An 18,958-nucleotide genomic window follows, 5' to 3' on the forward strand; every position below is an offset into this window, starting at 1 on the left:
ACGCAGCGCAGGCCCCAAACGCGGAGCGCCAAGGTCAGGTTGACAACCCGCCGACGCCGCTCCCGGCACCTGTCCCCGCCGAAACGGCGTCAATTGTTTTCGCCGCCGACGTCACGCCTGTTCCGACTCCTGCAAGTCCTTTGAATGAACCGTCCCCGGACCCAACCGGCCTGCCTCTTCGCGACGGCAGTCCAGGCCAAACGCCCGACGTTGCCGCACTCCTCGTTCCCGTCCCGCCGGCCCCGTCGCAGGCTGCGGCACTGACGAAAGCCGCGACCTCAGTGACCACCACGCTGCACGCGCCATCGCTGAAGCCGGCGGTGGTCACGACCGCCGCGATCGTTCCGGTCGCGACGAACCCACAGCCGACGCACGCAGACACGGCGCTGTTGACGCAAGCCAGCCCGAATGCCGCCGATGCTGCGACCACGGTGGTCGCGGCGCCAGTAGCCCGCACCGGTCAGGCTTCGTCGCTTCCGCTCATGTCGGCCCTCGGTCAGCCGCAGGAAATAGCCGGGCGCTCAGGTTCGACGGAAACGACCGACGCCCTCGTCAAAGCCAGATCCGCGCCCGCGCCCCAACGCCACAGTCCCGAGGTGACTCAAGGCCCATCGCAACCGGTCGGGCCTCCTGCCCCGCCAACGGTCCCACAGACAAAAGGCGAGGAACCCACGGCGACACCGGAAGCCGATATCGAAATCTCCCAAGCGGGGCGCGAGGGCGCGTTCAGGACCGAAACGACCACGCCCACGCCTCCCACACCATCGGCCGCCCCGCCGCCCACGCAGCTCGCCGCTGGCGAAGCGCGTGTGCCTGTGGCCGAGGTTCCGACCGACACGCTCGTCGCCGAGGTAGCCGGGATCGACCCGCTCCGGTCCGAGCGTCCTTCCGCCCCGACCCAGCCCCCGAACCCCGGCCTGCTTGCCCAGCCCGAGACCGCGCGCTCGGTCGCGGCGCAGGTCGCCGATGTCGTCCGGGCGGGGCGCGAGGGCACGGTGGAGGTCACGCTGCGGCCCGAAGAACTGGGCCGGGTGAGCCTGTCGTTCAACACCGACGGCGGCGCCCTGACCGTATCCCTGACGGCGGACCGGCCCGAAACGCTCGACCTCCTGCGCCGCAACATTTCGCTCCTCGAACAGGAACTGCGGCAGCTGGGCTATGACTCGCTCGACTTCGCCTTCTCGGACGGATCGGCGCGCGGGAATGACGCCGGCAGCCGGGAGACGTCCGGCACAGCGACCAGCGATCAGGCGGACACCACGCAGCCCGATGCCCGCACCACCGAAGTGCTGCGCCACACATCCAGCGGCGGCATGGACCTGCGGCTTTGACACGAAAGGAAACATGATGGACGTCACCCAGACAGGCACGCGCGTCGCCTATGGCGCCTTCGCCGCCGCACCGGACCGCACCGCCGACGACACCGCGCAGGACACGGCATCTGACACCGGATCGGGCACAGCGATCTCGTCCGACTTCGAGACGTTCCTCAAGATGCTGACGGTCCAGATGGAAAATCAGGACCCGCTCAACCCGATCGAGAGCAGTGACTACGCGGTCCAGCTCGCCACCTTCTCGGGCGTCGAACAACAGGTTCAGACCAACGACCTGCTCAAGGCGTTGCAAACGCAGCTCGGCGTCATGTCCATGTCCGACCTCGCCGGCTGGGTGGGGATGGAAGCGCGCGCGCCCGTGTCCGCGCAGTTCGACCTTGCCCCCATCACGGTCACGCCGACCCCCGCGCCGGGCGCGACCAAGACCTTCATGGTCGTGCGCGACGCCAGCGGCGCACAGGTCGACCGACTGGAGATCCCCGTCACCAACGATCCCGTCGAATGGGCCGGGCTGGACCAGAACGGCACCCTGTTCCCCAAAGGCGAATACTCGTTCGAGCTGCAAAGCTACAACCAGACCAGCCTGATCGCGGAAGAGCCGATGTCGGTCTATGCGCAGGTGGTCGAGGCCAAGGTTGTCGAGGGCCAGACGGTGCTGATCCTCGACTCCGGCGACGAAATCCCGGCGGCCGAGGTCGAGGCATTGCGCGCGCCCGACAGCTAGAACCGGCTGGCACATCGGCCCGCGCCGCGCTAATCCCTCCGCGACCAGACGGAGAGGCCGATGTTCACCACCACGTTGATCGCCGCGCCGGGCTCAGGCGCTCTGACCCCCGCCCTCGTCGAGGCGCTGATGAGCGCCTGGGGCGGGCGCGAGGCGCGCTGGCTCGCCCCCGACGAGGCTGCGGAATTCGACATGCCGGTCATCCCGGACACGCGCTGGTCAAGCTGGTATGACCTTCAGGCGATGGGCGTCGACCTTGTGGTTCAGCCCACCGAAGGACGCCGCAAGAAAATGCTGCTGGCCGATATGGACAGCACCATGATCCAGCAGGAATGTATCGACGAACTGGCCGATGAGGCGGGCGTCGGCCCGCGCGTGGCCGACATCACCGCGCGCGCCATGAACGGCGAGCTCGATTTCGAGGGCGCGCTGCGCGAGCGTGTGGGCCTTCTCGCAGGGCTGCCCGCCGCAGTCATCGACAAGGTGCTGGGCGAGCGGATCACCTTCATGCCCGGCGGCGCGGCGCTGGTCGCCACGATGCGCGCGAACGGGGCCTATGCGGCGCTCGTTTCGGGCGGGTTCACCGCCTTCACCGCGCGCGTCGCCGAAACGCTGGGTTTCGACGAGAACCGCGCCAATACGCTCACGATCGAGAACGGCACCCTCACCGGCACGGTGGCCGAGCCGATTCTGGGCCGCGCCGCCAAGGTCGCGGCACTGGAAGAGATCACCGCGCGCCTCGGTCTGGCCCATTCGGACGTGCTGGCGGTGGGCGACGGGGCGAACGATCTGGGCATGCTCGACCTTGCCGGCGCCGGTGTCGCGCTTCACGCCAAGCCCTCGGTCGCGGCCCAATGCGATATCCGCATCAACCACGGCGATCTCACCGCGCTCCTCTATATCCAGGGCTATTCCAAGGACGACTTCGCGCGCGCCTGACCCACCGATTCGCAACCGGCAAGGGCCCGCCGACATTCACGACTCCGCCATCCATAGGAAAACGCGCGGTTTTCCGCCAACGGGGGTTCCAAAAACCGGCAAAAACCCGTTATGCTGACGCCACATGGTTGATAAGGGCGTCCTCGCCGTGGAACACCGCAAAGACGGATGGGACGAGGGTGCCCGAGAGGCAGAGCAGCTGGAGGCTGTGTTAGACATGACATCACGTATCGCACGGGGTCTGTGCATTGCCGCGTTGTCGCTGACTGCGACCGGCGCCGCGATGGCACAGGAAAGCACCAACCGGGTGGCGGCCAACACGGACTGGAGCGTCTTCGTCGAAGGCGATCCGCAGGAGTGTTGGAGCGTATCCAAACCGAAGCAGACGGTGAACACGAAGGACGGGCGCTCGGTCGCCGTGCGCCGCGGGGATATCCTGCTGTTCGTGTCCTACCGGTCCGGCTCCGGCACGGGGGAAGTGAGCTTTACCGGCGGCTATCCCTTCGCCGACGGCTCGACCGTCTCGCTGACGATCGGTGACGACGAATACCAGCTCTTCACCGACGGTGAATGGGCGTGGTCGGCAAGCCCCGAGGACGACAAGAAGATCATCACATCGATGCGCAGCGGCGCAAACGCCGTGCTGGTCGCCAATTCCTCACGCGGGACCCGGACCGAGGACACGTTCTCGCTCATGGGCTTCACCGCGGCGGTCGAGGATGCGGGCAAGCGCTGCGAATAAGCCGCGCCCGACCTGACGAACACCGCGCGCCCCGGACCGCTCCGGGGCGTTTTCTTTTGAATTCGTGGTATGATCGCCTATATGGGGCGCAATTCCATGAGGAGCGCGAAACACATGACGGCCTCTGCACCGATCACCCAGGATGTAATGACGATCCCGCGCAAGGACGGCGTGTCGGTGGGCAAGCTGAACCTCGTCGGGCTGACCCGTGACGGGCTGCGCGACGCGCTCATCGCGGCCGGAACACAGGAAAAACAGGCCAAGATGCGCGTGGGCCAGGTCTGGCAGTGGATCTACCAGAAGGGTGTGCGCGACTTCGCGGACATGACCAACCTCGCCAAGGACTACCGCGCCCTGCTCGATCAGCATTTCGAGATCCGGTTGCCGGAGATCGTGTCCAAACAGGTCTCCACCGACGGGACGCGCAAGTACCTCGTCCGCATCGCGGGCGGGCACGAGGTGGAAGTCGTCTATATCCCCGAAGAGGATCGCGGCACGCTCTGCGTCTCAAGCCAGGTCGGTTGCACGCTCACCTGTTCGTTCTGCCACACCGGGACGCAAAAGCTCGTGCGCAACCTCACGGCGGGCGAGATCGTGGGCCAGATCATGCTGGCGCGCGACGACCTCGACGATTGGGTGCCCGCGGGCAAGGGCATGGGCGAACGCCCGCGCCTTGTCTCCAACATCGTGCTCATGGGCATGGGCGAGCCGCTCTACAACTTCGACGCGGTGCGCGACGGGATGAAGATCGCGATGGACAGCGAAGGGATCAGCCTCAGCCGCCGCCGCATTACCCTGTCGACCTCCGGTGTCGTGCCCGAGATCGCGCGGGCGGGGGCCGAGATCGGCTGCATGCTCGCCATCAGCTTCCACGCGACGACGGACGAGGTGCGCGACAAGCTCGTCCCGATCAACAAGAAGTGGAACATCGAGGCGCTGCTGGCCGCGCTCAAGGACTATCCGAAGCTCTCGAACTCCGAACGGATCACCTTCGAATACGTCATGCTCGACGGCGTGAACGATTCGGATGAGGACGCGCGGCGGCTCGTGAAGCTGATCGAGGGCATCCCGGCCAAGATCAACCTGATCCCCTTCAACGAATGGCCCGGCGCGCCCTACAAACGGTCGTCGAACAACCGCATCCGCGCCTTCGCCGATATCATCTACAAGGCCGGCTATGCCTCGCCGATCCGCACGCCGCGCGGCGAAGACATCATGGCCGCTTGTGGCCAGCTCAAGTCCGAGACCGAGCGCGCGCGCAAGTCGAAAGCCGAGATCGCGAAGGAAGCGGGCCTCTGAGGGCCTGCCCGGTGTCTCGGGCAGGGTGACAGAGCCGTGGAAAACCGCCCGGCGCCCCGGTGACCGCCCGCAAAAAAACCGATCAGGTGAACGTCCCCGTCACCCGCCCGAGCAGCATGAAGGCCCGCGCGGTCCGGGTGTCGGACATCCGCGCGATTTCCTCGTCCGTGGCGGTTTCCTCGAATTCCACGAAAACCTCGTCGAACCGGCGCAGGAAGTGATGGGCCGCGTCGCGAAAGATCGCGTCGCTTTTCATACGGCCCGCCGTCAGGGCGAGTGACGAGCGGTCCCGGATACCGCCAAGCGCGGCCACCTCGCGCCCCCGGTGGCCATTGGCGAAGCGCCGCCAGATTTCCGGGCGGGCCCGGTCCGGGCGCAGATCGTCCATATAGATGCCGTCCTGGCTCAGTAGCGTCAGCACGTCCTGCGCGGCCTGCACGAGCCGCGCGGTCTTGCGATCCTGAAGCGCCCGGCGCAGGGCGGCGAACCCGTCCTCGTCCTCGGCGCTTTCGGGGAAGTGAAGCGCCCGGATCATGTCGTCGCGCTCAAGCGGCGGCGCAGTATCGGCGGCCTGCGGCTCCAGCGCGAGCGAGGGCTGTTCCTCGGCCCGTTGCGGTGGGGCCATCCGCGATGTCTCGGCTTCGGCCCGCACGAGGTTTCGGGTGGTGGAGAACGTGGTCAGCGCCTGTTCGGTCTGCTTCTGCGCCTGTTCCAGCCGGGCGATCTTGGCCTCGACTTCGGGGTTTCGCTCGGCGTGGTGCGCATGGGCCTGTGTGAGGTAGCTGTGGCGCATCGCGTCGATGGTCGACTGGAGCCGCACCGTCTCTTCCCGCATGATCCGGGCCGAGCGTGCGGCGGAAGCCGCAAGCCAGATGACGGCCACCGGCAGGAACACGGCGAGCAGCGTCATGATGAACCCGGCCGGGCCGGGCGCGGCCACGTCGCCGTCCATCAACAGGAAATAGACCGCGCAACCGGCAAGCCACAGGCAGCACAGGGCCGCCGCCAGCAACTCCGACGGCGCCACGCCCCGTCGGCTCCGGCGTCCGAAGATGCCGAGGTCCATCGCCTCTTCGGTTTTGTCCTGCGCCATTGCGCCCTCGACAGGTTCCGTCACAGGGTCAGATATACTCGATCTCGAGGATTTCGTAACTCTTCTCGCCACCCGGCGTGCGAACTTCGACCGAGTCGCCCTCTTCCTTGCCGATCAGGGCGCGGGCCAGCGGTGACTTGATGTTGAGCTTGCCCTTCTCGAGGTCGGCCTCGGGCTCCCCCACGATCTGATAGGTCTTTTCCTCGTCCGTATCTTCGTCCACCAGCTTCACGGTGGCCGCGAACTTCACGGGACCGGACAGCTTGGCGGGGTCGATCACCTCGGCCAGGCCGATCACGCTTTCAAGCTCCTTCACGCGCCCCTCGATGAAGCTCTGCTTCTCACGGGCGGCATGATACTCGGCGTTCTCCGACAGGTCGCCATGCTCGCGCGCCTCGGAAATCGCGGCGATCACGGCGGGGCGCTCCACCGACTTCAGTTGTTTCAATTCTTCATTCAGTGCGGTGTAGCCCGCACGGGTCAGCAGGATCTTTTCCATGAGTGCCTTGTGGTTCTCTGTCTCGGGTCTCACTTAATACCGGGCGGGCGGTCCGCCGGAGCCCGGAAGGCTGGTCCAACACAAAAGCAATCCCGCCTGATTTGCAACGGGATTATTGGCGGATTGCCGGTGCCGCAGCGCAGCGAATGACGCCGTGTCGCGATTGACCGGGACCAGCACGCCCGCTACCAAGGCGCAACAAAATTTCGGGAAGGGAGCCGGAAATGGCCGAAATCGAACGCGAAGCGATGGACGTTGACGTGGTCATCGTGGGGGCTGGCCCCGCGGGCCTCTCCGCCGCCATCCGGCTCAAGCAACTGAACGAGGACCTGATGGTCGTCGTGCTCGAAAAGGGCTCCGAGGTCGGGGCGCATATCCTGTCGGGCGCTGTTCTGGACCCCTCGGGTCTCGACGCGCTGATCCCGGACTGGAAGGAAAAGGGCGCGCCGGTCACCGTCCCGGTGAAGAAGGACAACTTCTACATCTTCGGCGAAGGCGGCCAGATGCGCATCCCGAACTGGGTCATGCCGCCGCTCATGAACAACCACGGCAACTACATCGTCTCGATGGGCAACGTCTGCCGCTGGCTCGCCGAACAGGCCGAGGCGCTCGGCGTCGAGGTCTATCCCGGGATGTCCTGCTCCGAACTGGTCTATGACGACAATGGCGCGGTGAAGGGCGTGGTGGCAGGCGAGTTTGGCCGAAACGCCGACGGCACCCCCGGCGACGGCTACGAGCCGGGGATGGAGCTTCACGGCAAGTACACCATCATCTGCGAAGGCGTGCGCGGCTCGCTCGCGAAAGAGATCATTGCCAAGTACGACCTCGCCCAGAACTCCGACGTGCCCAAATACGGCATCGGGCTCAAGGAAATCTGGGACGTCGACCCCGAGAACCACAACGAGGGCGAAGTCACCCACTCGCTCGGCTGGCCGCTCGGGTTCAAGAACGGCGGTGGTTCGTTCCTCTATCACATCGACAACAACCAGGTTTACGTCGGCTACATCGTCGACCTGAACTACAAGAACCCCTACCTGAACCCGTATCAGGAGTTTCAGCGGTTCAAGCACCACCCGCGCGTTGCGCAGGTGTTAAAGGGTGGCAAGCGCGTGGCCTACGGCGCGCGCGCCGTGACCAAGGGCGGGTTCCAGTCGATCCCCGACACCGCGTTTCCGGGCGGCGTGATCGCGGGCTGTTCCGCCGGTCTCGTGAACCTGCCGCGCATCAAGGGCAACCACAACGCCATGCATTCGGGCCGTCAGGCCGCCGAAGCCGCCTATGCGGCAATCGAAGCGGGGCGCTCCGGCGATACGCTCTCCGAATACGACGAGGCGCTCAAGACCGGCCCCGTGGGCAAAGACCTCAAGCGCGTGCGCAACGTCGCACCCCTCAACGCCCGCTTCGGTCCCGCCGGCGGCATGGCGCTGGGCGGCTTCGACATGTGGTTCCAGACGCTCTTCGGCGGCTTCTCGCTGTTTGGCACGATGAAACACGGCAAGTCCGACCCGAAGGCGACCGAGAAGGCGTCCAAGCACAAGCCCATCGACTATCCCAAGCCCGACGGCGTGCTGTCTTTCGACCGGCTGACCAACGTGAGCTTCGCCAACACGAACCACGAAGAAAGCCAGCCCTGCCACCTCAAGCTCAAGGATGCCTCGATCCCGATCGACGTGAACCTGCCGGAATATGCCGAGCCCGCGCAGCGGTATTGCCCGGCCGGTGTTTACGAGGTGGTCGAGGGCGACAACGGGCCGAAGTTCCAGATCAACTTTCAGAACTGCGTTCACTGCAAGACCTGCGACATCAAGGACCCGTCCGAGAACATCCGCTGGACGGTCCCGCAGGGCGGTGACGGGCCGAATTACCCGAACATGTAACCTTTGCGTCAGTGGGCCGCCCCGCGCGGCCCACGCGCATTGAACCGCCCCGGTCCGAGGGTTAGGGTTGCCTCCAACCACCCAACAGGAGAGGTGCACCTTGCCCCGATTGATCCGTACCGTCCGCAGCCTCGGCGCGGCCAGCTTGCTGGCGCTGACCGCCTTGCCCTCGGGCGCACAATCGACCGACGGGTTCGTCGGCGCCTACCTCGCCGCCCGCTCCGCCGATGCCAATGCCGATTTCGCGGCCCTCGTCGATTACGGCGCCCGCGCCCTTGCCGAACGCCCGGACAATGCCGGGATCATGGAGGGGCTGCTGGTCGCCTATATCGGCCTCGGCCAGATCGACGCCGCCGTGCCGGTCGCCCGCCGCCTCACCGACCTCTCGGCGGAAAACGAACTTGGCCGCATCGTCCTGCTGGGCGACGCGATGGCGCGTGAAGAATGGGACACCGTGGAAGAGACGATGAGCGGCGGCTTTTCCGTCGGCGGTCTCATGGACCCGCTCATCCTTGCATGGACCGCTATCGGTGACGGGCGCATGTCGCGCGCGCTGGAAATCTTCGACGACCTCGCGCAGGACGAAATGGCCCGCCAGATCTCGGCCTTTCAAAAAGCGCAGGCGCTCGCTTATGTGGGTGACTACGAGGGCGCGGCCCGGATTCTCTCCGGCGAAGAGGTCGAGCTCACGCTCAACCGCTCCGGCGTCATCGCCTATGCCCAGATCCTGAGCCAGCTTGAGCGCAACGACGACGCCATCGCGGCCATCGACGCGCAGCTCCCGACCACGGGCGACGAAGAGGTCGCCTCGCTGCGCGCCGCGCTCGAGGCCGGGGAGACCGTCGAATTCGACGCGATCCGGTCGCCCAAGGACGGGCTTTCGGCGCTGTTTTTCAACGTGGCCGAAGTGCTCGCCAATGAAGCCAGCCCCAGCCTCGTCCTGATCTATGCGCGCCTCGCCCAGCATCTGAACCCCGACAACGTGGGCGCCGTGCTCCTCAGCGCCGCCGTGTTCGAGGATATGGGAAGCCATGACCTCGCCGTCGAAACCTACGACCAGATCGACCCGGACAGCCGCGCCTATGTGCAGGCGATGATGGGCAAGGCCGGTGCGCTGCGCCGGTCCGGGGCCGAGCAGGAGGGGATCGACACGCTCGTCGCGCTTGCCGACCGCTTCCCCGATCTCGCCCCCGTCCACGTCGCCCTGGCGGATGCGTACCGGTACGAAGAGATGTGGCCCGAATCCGCCGCCGCCTATGACCGTGCCATCGCGCTGTACGATACCGAAGTGCCCGCCCAATGGGCCGTCTACTTCGCCCGTGGCATCGCCAACGAGCGCGGCGGCAACTGGGTACAGGCCGAGGCCGATTTCCTCAAGGCTCTGGAATTGCAGCCGGTTCAGCCCTCGGTCCTCAACTACCTCGGCTACTCCTATGTCGAGAAGGGCCAGAACCTCGACACCGCACTCGACATGATCCGCAAAGCCGTCGATCAGCGCCCGAACGAAGGCTACATCGTCGACAGCCTCGGCTGGGTCTACTTCCGCCTCGGCCGCTATCAGGAGGCCGTGCCGCAGATGGAAAAAGCCGTCTCGCTCATGCCCGTCGACCCGGTGGTCAACGATCACCTCGGAGACGTTTACTGGTCCGTCGGTCGCACCCGCGAAGCCGAATTTCAGTGGAGCCGCGCGCTGTCCTTCATCAACGACGACACCGACCTCGAAGAGGTGAAGCCCGACCGCATCCGCCGCAAGCTTGAGATCGGGCTGGACGAGGTGCTGATCGAGGAAGGCAAGGAGCCGATCCTGACGCGGGACAGCGCCGCGGCGAACTGAGGCCGCCCGCATGGTTCCGTTCGCCAAGGTCTTCGCCCCCGCGAAGGTGAACCTCACGCTGCACGTCACCGGGCAGCGCAAGGACGGCTATCACCTTCTCGACAGCCTCGTGGTCTTTGCCGACGTGGGCGACCGCGTCGCGGTGCAGCCGGCGGATGCCATGTCCCTCGACGTGACCGGGCCGCAGGCCGCCGGTGTGCCGACGGACGACACCAACCTCGTCTGGAAGGCCGCCGCGCTGTTCGAACAGCCCGTCGCGATCACCCTGTCCAAGCACCTGCCTGCCGCTGCCGGGATCGGGGGCGGCTCATCCGACGCCGCCGCGACCCTGCTGGCCCTGTCCGACATCACCGGCGAGCGGCGCTTGCCGGAGGGCGTGGCCGACCTCGGCGCCGATGTGCGCGTCTGCCTGATGCGGCAGGCGGCCCTCATGTCGGGGATTGGAGAGGTCGTCGTGCCCGTGCCGCACCTGCCCCCCCTGCACGCCGTCCTCGCCAACCCCGGCGTCGAAGTGCCGACGCCCACGGTGTTCAAGGCCCTCGACCGCAAGCAGAACAAGCCGATGCCCGCGAAACTGCCCCGCTGGCAGGGGACGCGCGCCCTCATCGACTGGCTGGGCGCACAGCGCAACGACCTCGAAGCCCCGGCCATCGGCGCAGCACCGGTCATCGCGGACGTGCTGGAGGCGCTCAGCGGTCTGTCTGGCGCCCGTCTCACCCGCATGTCCGGGTCCGGCGCCACCTGTTTCGCATTGTTCGACACGCGCGACGGGGCCGACATCGCCGCTGCCGCGCTGGCACAGGATCATCCCGGCTGGTGGGTGGCCCCGGCCACGCTCACCTGAGCTTCATGAGAACCTTGTTCGCCACCCCGTAGTGGCCAAGCTCCGGATGCTCATGCATCTCCGGCACACAGCCCAGCGATCCGGCAAGGGAGCGCACCATCCGCGGCGGCACCCAGGAGTCCCCGGCCCCCGCATGGATCACCGTCGGCACCGACACGCGCCCAAGCACACCGGACCAGTCGGAAACATAGGCCGAAAGCTCGTCGCGATAGGCCGCGCGCGACCCGAGCAGCGCGGAGTGCCACGACTCGATCAGCCCGTCCATGATGTCCGGGTCCACGAGCAGCGCCTTGTCATGCACCGGAGCGCTGCGAAACAGGCTCTCGAGGAACGACTGCGGCATCAGCCGGATCGCGCTCGCCTGCCCATAGACGAACATCCGGAACCGCGCCCCGCCGCGCAGCGCCGCCTGAAACACCGGGCGCCCGGCCATCTGCGGCAGGAAATCCCCCAGCGTGAGCGGTCCGGCAGGCGCGATCAGCACAAGTTCCGACACCAGCTCCGGATGGTCGGCCGCGATCCTGAGCGCCGACATGGCCCCCATCGAGAACGCGACGACCCGCTGAGGCCCGGCGCGGCGCAGATCGTCGACCACCGACCCCAGCCGCGCCTCGTAATCCGACCCCGGCCGGGTCAGCCGGTCGAGCGGACGCAGGGGAGAGCGCGGGCCAAGGCACTCGAGCTCCGCCGGTCCACCCGGTAGCCCGTGGAAATAGACACCGTCGGTCATGTCAGTTGAGCCGCGCCACCACATAGTCGGCGATATCGCTCAGCATATCGCGGATCGGATCGTCCGGGAGCAGCGCGAGCGGCGCCTTGGCCCGCTCCGCCCAGTCGAGCGCGGCCGCCCGCGTATCCTCCAGCGCGCCATGCGCCGTCATGATCTCCAGCGCCCGCTCGAGGTCGCCGTCCCGTTGATCGTTCTTGGCGATCGTGCGGGTCCAGAACGCCCGCTCGTCGTCATCCGCCTGCGCAATCGCCTTGATGATCGGCAGGGTCAGCTTGCGCTCGCGGAAATCGTCGCCGATGTTCTTGCCGGTCGCGTCGCCGCCCCAGAAATCGAGCAGGTCGTCCACCACCTGGAACGCGATGCCCAGAGCGTCGCCATAGTCGTGCAGCGCGGCGATCTTCTCCTCGCTGACACCCGCAAGGATGCCGCCCACTTCGGTCGCCGCCGAAAACAGCGCCGCGGTCTTGCCCCGCACCACCTTGAAATAGGTCTCTTCGGTCGTGGCCAAGTCCTGCGCCGCGGTGAGCTGCAACACCTCCCCCTCGGTGATCGTGGCCGAGGCATTGGACAACACCTGAAGCACGCGCAGCGAATCCGCCTCGGTCATCAGCTGGAACGACCGCGCGAACAGGTAGTCGCCCACCAGAACGCTCGACTTGTTGTCCCACAACAGGTTCGCGGTGGGCCGCCCGCGCCGCTGCGCGCTCTCGTCCACCACGTCGTCATGCAGGAGCGTCGCGGTATGGATGAACTCCACCGCCGTCGCGAGGTGAACGTGATACGGCCCGTCGTAGCCGCACATCCGCGCCGAGGCGAGCGTGAGCATCGGGCGCAGCCGCTTGCCGCCGGCCTCGACGAGATGCGCCGTGACCTCGGGGATGCGCGGGGCATGTTCCGACGACATGCGGGTGCGAATCATCTCATCCACGCCGGCCAGATCGTCCTTGAGATGGGCGGCGAGACGTTCGTGAGGCTTGTGCGCCTTGCGGTCGAACACGTTCATTCTTTCCTCAACCCTCCCCGAGCCGTCGGACGAATGCCTCGACAATCGGCGAAATAAGGTCCTAAGTCCCAATCATGAAAGAGCTTCTTCGCACCACGGACCCTACGATCATCGCTTTTGCAGACGCCCTACTTTCCGGCGAAGGTATACCTTCGTTTCCGATGGACGTCCATATGAGCACCCTTGAGGGATCAATAGGTATTTTACCTCGTCGCCTTATGGTCCGGGCGGACGATCATGCGCGCGCCTGCCGCGTGCTGACCGAAAACGGGATCGATATCGAGGAGACGTGAGTATGGGATTTGCCCGTAATCTGGTGACCGAGGACAAGTTCCTCGGGGGGCAACTTGTATTGATGCAGCCGCGCGACGGCTACCGCGCCGGGGTCGACCCGGTGTTTCTCGCGGCCTCCATTGCGGCGCATGAGGGCGAAAGCGTGCTGGATCTCGGCTGCGGCGCGGGCGCTGCGGCATTGTGCCTCGGCGCACGCGTCCCGGGTCTCAGGCTCGTGGGGGTGGAACGGCAGCCGGAATATGCCGACCTCGCGTGCAAGAACGCCTACGACAACGACATCGACATGGACGTGGTTGAGGCCGACCTCGCGGACCTCCCCGCTGCGGTGAAGGACGAAAGCTTCGATCACGTCATCATGAACCCGCCCTACCACCTGCGCGACCGCTCGACGGAATCCAACGATGCCGGTCGCGCGGCGGCGCTGTTCGAGGACACGCCACTCGCGGTCTGGATCGACACCGCGACCCGGCGTCTGAAACATCGCGGCTACCTCACGATCATCCAGAAGGCCGAGCGTGTTCCGGAAATCCTGGGCGGGATGGACGAACGGTTGGGCAGCATCCTCGTCAAGCCGCTCCTCCCGCGTGAGGGGCGCGCAGCGGTGCTCGTGCTGGTGCAGGCCCGCAAGGGCGGACGGGGCGCTTTCCGCCTCGCAGCCCCCCTCATCCTGCACGACGGGGCCGAGCATGTGGGCGACTCGGAAAGTTACCGGCGGGAGGTCTCTGCGATCCTGCGCGACGGCGCCGCGCTCCCGCTGTGGTAGTGATCCTGTAACCCCGTTGTAAGAATCTGCCGATATCAAAGGTGCATTATTGGCATATGTTTGCTGGCATGCACGTTTTTGAAACGATTTCGTGACAGAACGGGGCTTCTATGCTCCACTTTAGATATCAGTTCACATTGAGGAGGACCCTATGGATTTGAGTGCACGCTTGAAGGAACTCCGTCGGAAACATGAAGCCCTGTCCAATCAGGTGGAGGCGGCGCAACGCAGCCCCGGCACCCCGGACACGGAAATCATGTCCCTCAAGAAGCAAAAGCTCATGCTGAAGGACGAAATCGAGCGTCTCGCCCTGCATTAAGCATGGCACTCACCCCGACCGGCTCCGGCCGGCCCGGGCTGCAAGATACGCACCAACCGTGATCAGGACGGCCGCAAGGATCAGCACGACGCTGGCCTGAGCGATCCCGAACGCGATCAGGGCGAAGGTGGACAAGAGCGGTGCGGCGTAACTCGCCGTGCCGAGAAGCTGGATGTTGCCCCGCTTCACCCCGATGTCCCAGGTGTAGAAGGCGAGCCCCACGGGGCCGAGCCCAAGGCCTATGGCCGATGCCCAGCCAAGCGTATTTGTCGGCCAGACCGTCTCCTCGACCGCCACATGGGCGAGCGCGGACAAAACGGCCGTGGCGACGCAGAACACCGCGACCGTATCCGTCGGCATCGCGCCCAGCCTGCGTGACAGGACCGAGTATCCCGACCAGGTCAGAGCACAGAGTATGGCGAAAAGGTAACCGGGCAGCGCGGCCATGCTGAACCCGCCCCCGCCCCGCGTGAGGAGGAGCGCGGCCCCCGCGAAACTCACGAACGCCCCAAGGATATGGCCCGCCCGCAGCCGTTCACCGGGCAAAAGGCCTGAGAACAGAACGATGAGCAGCGGCCAGAGATAGGCGATCAGCCCCGCTTCGGCCGCGGGTGCAAGGCGCAGCGCGCTGAAGTAGAAGAAGTGGTATCCGAACAGCCCGGCCGTTCCAAAGGCATAAACCCGCAGCGGCACGGCCCGCAGCCGCCCCCATCCCCCCGTCACGCTCACCCAGACCAGCCCGATGGCGCCCCCGATGGCAAAGGACAGCGCATTCAGGAGCAACGGCGGCACCGGCGCCGTTCCAACGGTGAACAGCGCCAGCAGGCCCCAAAGCAGGACCGCCGTGAATCCGATCAGCGTGGCGCGGGTTTCCGTCATGCGGCCTGATGGCATGAAAAAACCGGCCCCGAAAGGCCGGTTCTTCCCTCCTCCCAGAGTGGGCGCGTCAGACGAAAAACTGCGCGCCGTTCGCCGAGATCGTGGAGCCGTTGATGAAGCCCGCGTCATCGGACGCAAGGAACACCACGCAGCGCGCGATCTCTTCCGGTTCGCCGAACCGCCCGGCAGGGATCTGTGCGACCACCTTTTCCTGGGCCGATTCCGGCATCGCCTTGACCATTTCGGTGGCGATGTAGCCCGGGCAGATCGCGTTGGCGGTGATGCCGTTACGCGCGCCTTCCTGGGCCAGCGATTTCACGATGCCGAGGTCACCCGCCTTGGTCGCGGCATAGTTCACCTGACCGAACTGGCCTTTCTGACCGTTGATCGAGCTGATGACGATCACGCGGCCGAACTTGCGTTCGCGCATCCCCGGCCACAGCGGGTGAACGGTGTTGAACACGCCCGTCAGGTTCGTGTCGATCACCTGGTTCCACTGCTCTGGCGTCATCTTGTGGAACGGCGCATCGCGGGTGATCCCGGCATTGGCCACGACCACGTCGATGGGGCCGAGGTCGGCCTCGACCTTCTCCAGCCCGGCCTTCGACTCCTCGTAGTCGGCCACGTTCCACTTGTAGGTCTTGATCCCGGTTTCCTCGGTGAAGGCCGCGGCCTTCTCGTCGTTGCCGGCATATGTCGCAGCGACCTCGTAGCCTTCGGCCTTCAACGCTTTGGAAATCGCTTCGCCGATTCCGCGCGAACCACCTGTCACCAGTGCAACTCGTGCCATGGCCTGTCCTCCCTCAGTAAATTACGCTTGAAACTCTGTTACCGAATACACCCGATACACGCAACAATGTTTCTTTCATACAGATTTGCTGCGCAAGAAGAAAAGGGCGCCGAAGCGCCCCTTTCCCTGTCTGTTTTCCGCTTACGGACGCTCGAGGCACATGGCGACGCCCATGCCGCCCCCGATGCAGAGCGTGGCGAGGCCCTTCTTCGCCCCGCGCCGCTTCATCTCGAACAGCAGGGTGTTGAGGATCCGCGCGCCCGAGGCGCCGATCGGGTGACCGATGGCGATGGCGCCGCCGTTCACGTTCACGATCTCCGGGTTCCACTCCATGTCCTTGTTCACCGCGCAGGCCTGCGCCGCGAATGCCTCGTTCGCCTCGACGAGGTCTAGGTCCGAGGCCTTCCAGCCAGCCTTGTCCAGCGCCTTGCGGCTCGCATAGATCGGGCCAACGCCCATGATCGACGGGTCGAGCCCGGCGGTCGCGTAGGACGCGATCCGTGCCAGCGGCTCCAGCCCGCGCTTCTCGGCCTCTTCCGCCGACATCACGAGCACACCAGCCGCGCCGTCATTGATGCCCGAGGCATTCGCCGCGGTCACGGTGCCGTCCTTGGTGAAGGCCGGACGCAGCTTCTGCATCGCGTCCATCGTCGCGCCGAAGCGGATGTACTCGTCGTCCTCCACGACCGTGTCGCCCTTGCGGGTCTTGACCGTGAAGGGAACGATCTCGTCCTTGAACTTTCCGTCCTTCTGCGCCGCTTCGGCCTTGTTCTGGCTCGCCACGGCGAATTCATCCTGGCTGTCGCGAGTGATCTGCCACTGCTCGGCGACGTTCTCGGCGGTCTGGCCCATGTGATAACCGTTGAAGGCATCCCAGAGACCGTCCTTGATCATCGAGTCGATGAACTTCATGTCGCCCATCTTGTGACCGGCGCGCAGGTGCGCGACGTGGGGGCTGAGAGACATGTTCTCCTGCCCGCCCGCGGCCACGATACCCGCGTCGCCAAGCTGAACGTGCTGGGCAGCCAGCGCCACGGCGCGCAGGCCCGAGCCGCAGACCTGATTGATGCTCCAGGCGGCGCTGCCGACCGGAAGGCCCGCGTTCACATGCGCCTGACGCGCGGGGTTCTGCCCCTGCCCGCCGGTGAGGACCTGACCGAGGATGGTCTCGTCCACCTCGGATGCGTCGATGCCGGCCCGCTCGACCAGTGCCGACAGAACAGTCGCGCCAAGGTCATGTGCGGGGGTGTTGGCGAACGCGCCATTGAAGCTGCCGACCGGCGTACGCGCAGCCGATACGATCACGACATTCGTCATAGTATGTCCTCTCCGTGTCGGTTCCGCCGTCGCGGCGGAACGGGTCCGGCAGATGCAATCGCGGGGGTGCCCGCGCGATTCTAGTCCCGGCATCTGCGCCGGGCACAGGAGTATGCCGCAATGCAGAACGAATCAAGGTTGGAGTGGACGCCACGTCAGGCCCGGCGCTTTTGTCCCACCCCGCCCTGCTTCCACCAGGGCCGTACGGTCGGCGCGCCGAAGAAATAGCCCTGAAGGAAATCGCACCCGGCATCGGCCATGAACTGCGCATCCTCAAGGCACTCGACGCTCTCGGCCACGGTCATCATGTCGAAATGGCGCGCGACCGACAGCATCGCCTGCGCGATCACCTGATTGTCCGGGCTTTCGGCGATGCCGCGAATGAACTCCCCGTCGATCTTGAGAATGTCGAAGTAGAAATCCCGCAGGTAGCGAAAGGCGGTATAGCCCGCGCCGAAATCGTCCAGCGCGAAGGAAATCCCTTCGGACTGCATATCCGCCATGAAGACCTGAACAAGCTCCGGCATGATGATGGCCGTGCGCTCCGTGATCTCGAGGATCAGGCGCTCCCCGACCGTCTCGTCGCGTTCGAGACCCTGCTTGAGCACCCTCATCCAGCGCGGATAGCCGATCGACCGCGCCGACATGTTGATCGACAGCCTGAGCGACGGTTCCTCTTCCAGAGCCGCGATCCCAAGCTCCAGCGCAAGCGCGTCGATGACACGGCCAAGCTCCTGATTCTCGACCACGTCGATGAAGTCGCGCGCCGGAATGATCCGGCCCGTGTGATCGAGCACGCGGATGAGCCCCTCATGGAATGCCACCGTGTCCGGCGACCGCGCGCGCATCACCGGCTGAAAAGCCAGCAAGACCTGCTTTTTCTCGACCGCCCGGCGCACCATCGCCATCGTATCGCGGTCCCGCTGCCGGATCGCCATGGTCAGGGGGCTGGAGAGTTCAACGTCCGGGTCGACCGGATCGAGCGGAGAAGGGTCGTGCATGTCCACCTCGAAAGCCAATGCCTCGCCACCATTGCGCCCGACCTGCTAAGAAGCAGTAAAATTTAGGATTCGAGGTAAATTCACATGGGCGAACGCTGTGGCTGGTGCGGGACCGATCCCCTGTATGTCGCCTATCACGACACCGAATGGGGCGTGCCGGAGTACGACGGGCGCGCGCTGTGGGAAAAGCTGATCCTCGACGGGTTCCAGGCGGGCCTGTCCTGGATCACCATCCTGCGCAAACGCGAGAACTTCCGGCAGGCCTTCGAGGGCTTCGAGCCGGAGGTCATCGCGCACTGGGGCGAGCCGGAGGTCGCCCGGCTCCTGACCAACGAAGGCATCATCCGCCACCGCGGCAAGATCGAGGCAACCATCGGCAACGCGCAGGCCTATCTCGACATGGGCGGGGCGCAGCCTTTCGCGGATCGGATGTGGGGCTATGTGGGCGGCGCGCCGCAGGTGAACCACTTCGAAAGCCTCGCCGAAATGCCGCCGAAGACGCCGCTGTCCGAACAGGTATCCAAGGATCTCAAGAAAGCCGGGTTCCGGTTCTGCGGGCCGACCATCGTCTATGCCTGGATGGAGGCCTGCGGGCTGGTGAACGACCACATCGTTGGCTGTCCGGCGCGGCGCGTGTGAGGTTTCGGACCGGCTGGGGCCGGTCCGACCCGCCGGGG

The 18,958-nt window shown here is 65.8% G+C and carries 20 protein-coding genes; 12 read left to right on the forward strand and 8 right to left on the reverse strand.

Annotation, left to right across the window (positions count from 1 at the left end):
- The first annotated feature begins 281 nt into the window (after positions 1-281).
- From B2585_RS13330 to rlmN, 5 genes are all read left to right on the forward strand, one after another.
- Positions 282-1,331 (forward strand): flagellar hook-length control protein FliK, encoded by a 1,050-nt coding sequence (locus B2585_RS13330; RefSeq protein WP_292023871.1) that lies wholly within the window; start codon positions 282-284, stop codon positions 1,329-1,331.
- Positions 1,332-1,344: 13 nt separating this feature from the next.
- The gene (locus B2585_RS13335) at positions 1,345-2,058 is read left to right on the forward strand and encodes a flagellar hook capping FlgD N-terminal domain-containing protein (RefSeq protein WP_292023873.1); all 714 of its coding nucleotides are present in this window, start codon (positions 1,345-1,347) and stop codon (positions 2,056-2,058) included.
- Positions 2,059-2,118: 60 nt separating this feature from the next.
- Positions 2,119-2,997, forward strand: a complete 879-nt coding sequence (gene serB / locus B2585_RS13340; RefSeq protein WP_292023875.1) for a phosphoserine phosphatase SerB — start codon at positions 2,119-2,121, stop codon at positions 2,995-2,997.
- Between the two features lie 217 nt (positions 2,998-3,214).
- Positions 3,215-3,739, forward strand: coding sequence for an invasion associated locus B family protein (locus tag B2585_RS13345; RefSeq protein WP_292023877.1), 525 nt, complete (start codon positions 3,215-3,217; stop codon positions 3,737-3,739).
- Positions 3,740-3,853: 114 nt separating this feature from the next.
- A complete protein-coding gene (gene rlmN / locus B2585_RS13350; RefSeq protein WP_292023879.1) occupies positions 3,854-5,038 on the forward strand; it encodes a 23S rRNA (adenine(2503)-C(2))-methyltransferase RlmN in 1,185 nt (394 codons plus the stop codon).
- Positions 5,039-5,120: 82 nt separating this feature from the next.
- Here the strand turns inward: rlmN and B2585_RS13355 are convergent, their stop codons facing one another.
- Both B2585_RS13355 and greA read right to left on the reverse strand, forming a co-directional pair.
- Positions 5,121-6,131 carry a hypothetical protein gene (locus B2585_RS13355; RefSeq protein WP_292023881.1) on the reverse strand — a complete coding sequence of 337 codons (1,011 nt, stop codon included), beginning with the start codon at positions 6,129-6,131 and terminating at the stop codon, positions 5,121-5,123.
- 28 nt (positions 6,132-6,159) lie between these two features.
- Positions 6,160-6,630, reverse strand: coding sequence for a transcription elongation factor GreA (gene greA / locus B2585_RS13360; protein WP_292024048.1), 471 nt, complete (start codon positions 6,628-6,630; stop codon positions 6,160-6,162).
- A 224-nt stretch (positions 6,631-6,854) separates the two neighbouring features.
- Between greA and B2585_RS13365 the strand changes: the two genes are divergently transcribed.
- The 3 genes from B2585_RS13365 to B2585_RS13375 all read left to right on the forward strand — a co-directional run bounded on the left by B2585_RS13365 (position 6,855) and on the right by B2585_RS13375 (position 11,185).
- Positions 6,855-8,507, forward strand: coding sequence for an electron transfer flavoprotein-ubiquinone oxidoreductase (locus B2585_RS13365; RefSeq protein WP_292023883.1), 1,653 nt, complete (start codon positions 6,855-6,857; stop codon positions 8,505-8,507).
- Between the two features lie 109 nt (positions 8,508-8,616).
- Positions 8,617-10,341 (forward strand): tetratricopeptide repeat protein, encoded by a 1,725-nt coding sequence (locus B2585_RS13370; protein ID WP_292023885.1) that lies wholly within the window; start codon positions 8,617-8,619, stop codon positions 10,339-10,341.
- A gap of 10 nt (positions 10,342-10,351) precedes the next feature.
- Positions 10,352-11,185 carry a 4-(cytidine 5'-diphospho)-2-C-methyl-D-erythritol kinase gene (locus tag B2585_RS13375; RefSeq protein ID WP_292023887.1) on the forward strand — a complete coding sequence of 278 codons (834 nt, stop codon included), beginning with the start codon at positions 10,352-10,354 and terminating at the stop codon, positions 11,183-11,185.
- Here the strand turns inward: B2585_RS13375 and B2585_RS13380 are convergent.
- Both B2585_RS13380 and B2585_RS13385 read right to left on the reverse strand, forming a co-directional pair.
- Positions 11,178-11,915: an alpha/beta fold hydrolase gene (locus B2585_RS13380; protein ID WP_292023889.1), complete on the reverse strand. Its 738-nt coding sequence runs from the start codon at positions 11,913-11,915 to the stop codon at positions 11,178-11,180. The genes B2585_RS13375 and B2585_RS13380 overlap by 8 nt on opposite strands.
- Before the next feature lies 1 nt (position 11,916).
- Positions 11,917-12,918, reverse strand: a complete 1,002-nt coding sequence (locus B2585_RS13385) for a polyprenyl synthetase family protein (RefSeq protein ID WP_292023892.1) — start codon at positions 12,916-12,918, stop codon at positions 11,917-11,919.
- Positions 12,919-12,992: 74 nt separating this feature from the next.
- Here B2585_RS13385 and B2585_RS13390 point away from each other — a divergent pair, with 74 nt between their 5' ends.
- From B2585_RS13390 to B2585_RS13400, 3 genes are all read left to right on the forward strand, one after another.
- Complete coding sequence (locus B2585_RS13390; RefSeq protein ID WP_292023894.1) at positions 12,993-13,211, forward strand: DUF2007 domain-containing protein; 219 nt, start codon at positions 12,993-12,995, stop codon at positions 13,209-13,211.
- A 2-nt stretch (positions 13,212-13,213) separates the two neighbouring features.
- Positions 13,214-13,975 carry a tRNA1(Val) (adenine(37)-N6)-methyltransferase gene (locus tag B2585_RS13395; RefSeq protein WP_292023896.1) on the forward strand — a complete coding sequence of 254 codons (762 nt, stop codon included), beginning with the start codon at positions 13,214-13,216 and terminating at the stop codon, positions 13,973-13,975.
- Positions 13,976-14,126: 151 nt separating this feature from the next.
- Complete coding sequence (locus B2585_RS13400; protein WP_292023898.1) at positions 14,127-14,294, forward strand: YdcH family protein; 168 nt, start codon at positions 14,127-14,129, stop codon at positions 14,292-14,294.
- A 9-nt stretch (positions 14,295-14,303) separates the two neighbouring features.
- On the opposite strand, the gene B2585_RS13405 is transcribed toward B2585_RS13400, so the two are convergent.
- The 4 genes from B2585_RS13405 to B2585_RS13420 all read right to left on the reverse strand — a co-directional run bounded on the left by B2585_RS13405 (position 14,304) and on the right by B2585_RS13420 (position 18,281).
- Positions 14,304-15,173 (reverse strand): DMT family transporter, encoded by an 870-nt coding sequence (locus B2585_RS13405; protein ID WP_292023900.1) that lies wholly within the window; start codon positions 15,171-15,173, stop codon positions 14,304-14,306.
- Between the two features lie 67 nt (positions 15,174-15,240).
- Complete coding sequence (gene phbB, locus B2585_RS13410) at positions 15,241-15,963, reverse strand: acetoacetyl-CoA reductase (RefSeq protein WP_292023903.1); 723 nt, start codon at positions 15,961-15,963, stop codon at positions 15,241-15,243.
- 141 nt (positions 15,964-16,104) lie between these two features.
- Positions 16,105-17,280 (reverse strand): acetyl-CoA C-acetyltransferase, encoded by a 1,176-nt coding sequence (locus B2585_RS13415; RefSeq protein WP_292023904.1) that lies wholly within the window; start codon positions 17,278-17,280, stop codon positions 16,105-16,107.
- 155 nt (positions 17,281-17,435) lie between these two features.
- Positions 17,436-18,281 (reverse strand): EAL domain-containing protein, encoded by an 846-nt coding sequence (locus B2585_RS13420; protein ID WP_292023905.1) that lies wholly within the window; start codon positions 18,279-18,281, stop codon positions 17,436-17,438.
- A gap of 84 nt (positions 18,282-18,365) precedes the next feature.
- Here B2585_RS13420 and B2585_RS13425 point away from each other — a divergent pair, with 84 nt between their 5' ends.
- Complete coding sequence (locus B2585_RS13425) at positions 18,366-18,920, forward strand: DNA-3-methyladenine glycosylase I (protein ID WP_292023906.1); 555 nt, start codon at positions 18,366-18,368, stop codon at positions 18,918-18,920.
- Positions 18,921-18,958: the final 38 nt, after the last annotated feature.

The sequence above is a fragment of the Maritimibacter sp. UBA3975 genome (genome assembly GCF_002384975.1).
In the GTDB taxonomy this organism is placed as follows: Bacteria; Pseudomonadota; Alphaproteobacteria; order Rhodobacterales; family Rhodobacteraceae; genus Maritimibacter.

Coding starts and splice junctions, on each gene's coding strand:
- B2585_RS13335 (WP_292023873.1), top strand. CDS start 1,345: ATGATGGACGTCACCCAGACAGGCACGCGCGTCGCCTATGGCGCCTTC.
- serB (WP_292023875.1), top strand. CDS start 2,119: ATGTTCACCACCACGTTGATCGCCGCGCCGGGCTCAGGCGCTCTGACC.
- B2585_RS13345 (WP_292023877.1), top strand. CDS start 3,215: ATGACATCACGTATCGCACGGGGTCTGTGCATTGCCGCGTTGTCGCTG.
- rlmN (WP_292023879.1), top strand. CDS start 3,854: ATGACGGCCTCTGCACCGATCACCCAGGATGTAATGACGATCCCGCGC.
- B2585_RS13355 (WP_292023881.1), bottom strand. CDS start 6,131: ATGGCGCAGGACAAAACCGAAGAGGCGATGGACCTCGGCATCTTCGGA.
- greA (WP_292024048.1), bottom strand. CDS start 6,630: ATGGAAAAGATCCTGCTGACCCGTGCGGGCTACACCGCACTGAATGAA.
- B2585_RS13365 (WP_292023883.1), top strand. CDS start 6,855: ATGGCCGAAATCGAACGCGAAGCGATGGACGTTGACGTGGTCATCGTG.
- B2585_RS13375 (WP_292023887.1), top strand. CDS start 10,352: ATGGTTCCGTTCGCCAAGGTCTTCGCCCCCGCGAAGGTGAACCTCACG.
- B2585_RS13380 (WP_292023889.1), bottom strand. CDS start 11,915: ATGACCGACGGTGTCTATTTCCACGGGCTACCGGGTGGACCGGCGGAG.
- B2585_RS13385 (WP_292023892.1), bottom strand. CDS start 12,918: ATGAACGTGTTCGACCGCAAGGCGCACAAGCCTCACGAACGTCTCGCC.
- B2585_RS13390 (WP_292023894.1), top strand. CDS start 12,993: ATGAAAGAGCTTCTTCGCACCACGGACCCTACGATCATCGCTTTTGCA.
- B2585_RS13395 (WP_292023896.1), top strand. CDS start 13,214: ATGGGATTTGCCCGTAATCTGGTGACCGAGGACAAGTTCCTCGGGGGG.
- B2585_RS13400 (WP_292023898.1), top strand. CDS start 14,127: ATGGATTTGAGTGCACGCTTGAAGGAACTCCGTCGGAAACATGAAGCC.
- B2585_RS13405 (WP_292023900.1), bottom strand. CDS start 15,173: ATGACGGAAACCCGCGCCACGCTGATCGGATTCACGGCGGTCCTGCTT.
- phbB (WP_292023903.1), bottom strand. CDS start 15,963: ATGGCACGAGTTGCACTGGTGACAGGTGGTTCGCGCGGAATCGGCGAA.
- B2585_RS13415 (WP_292023904.1), bottom strand. CDS start 17,280: ATGACGAATGTCGTGATCGTATCGGCTGCGCGTACGCCGGTCGGCAGC.
- B2585_RS13420 (WP_292023905.1), bottom strand. CDS start 18,281: ATGCACGACCCTTCTCCGCTCGATCCGGTCGACCCGGACGTTGAACTC.
- B2585_RS13425 (WP_292023906.1), top strand. CDS start 18,366: ATGGGCGAACGCTGTGGCTGGTGCGGGACCGATCCCCTGTATGTCGCC.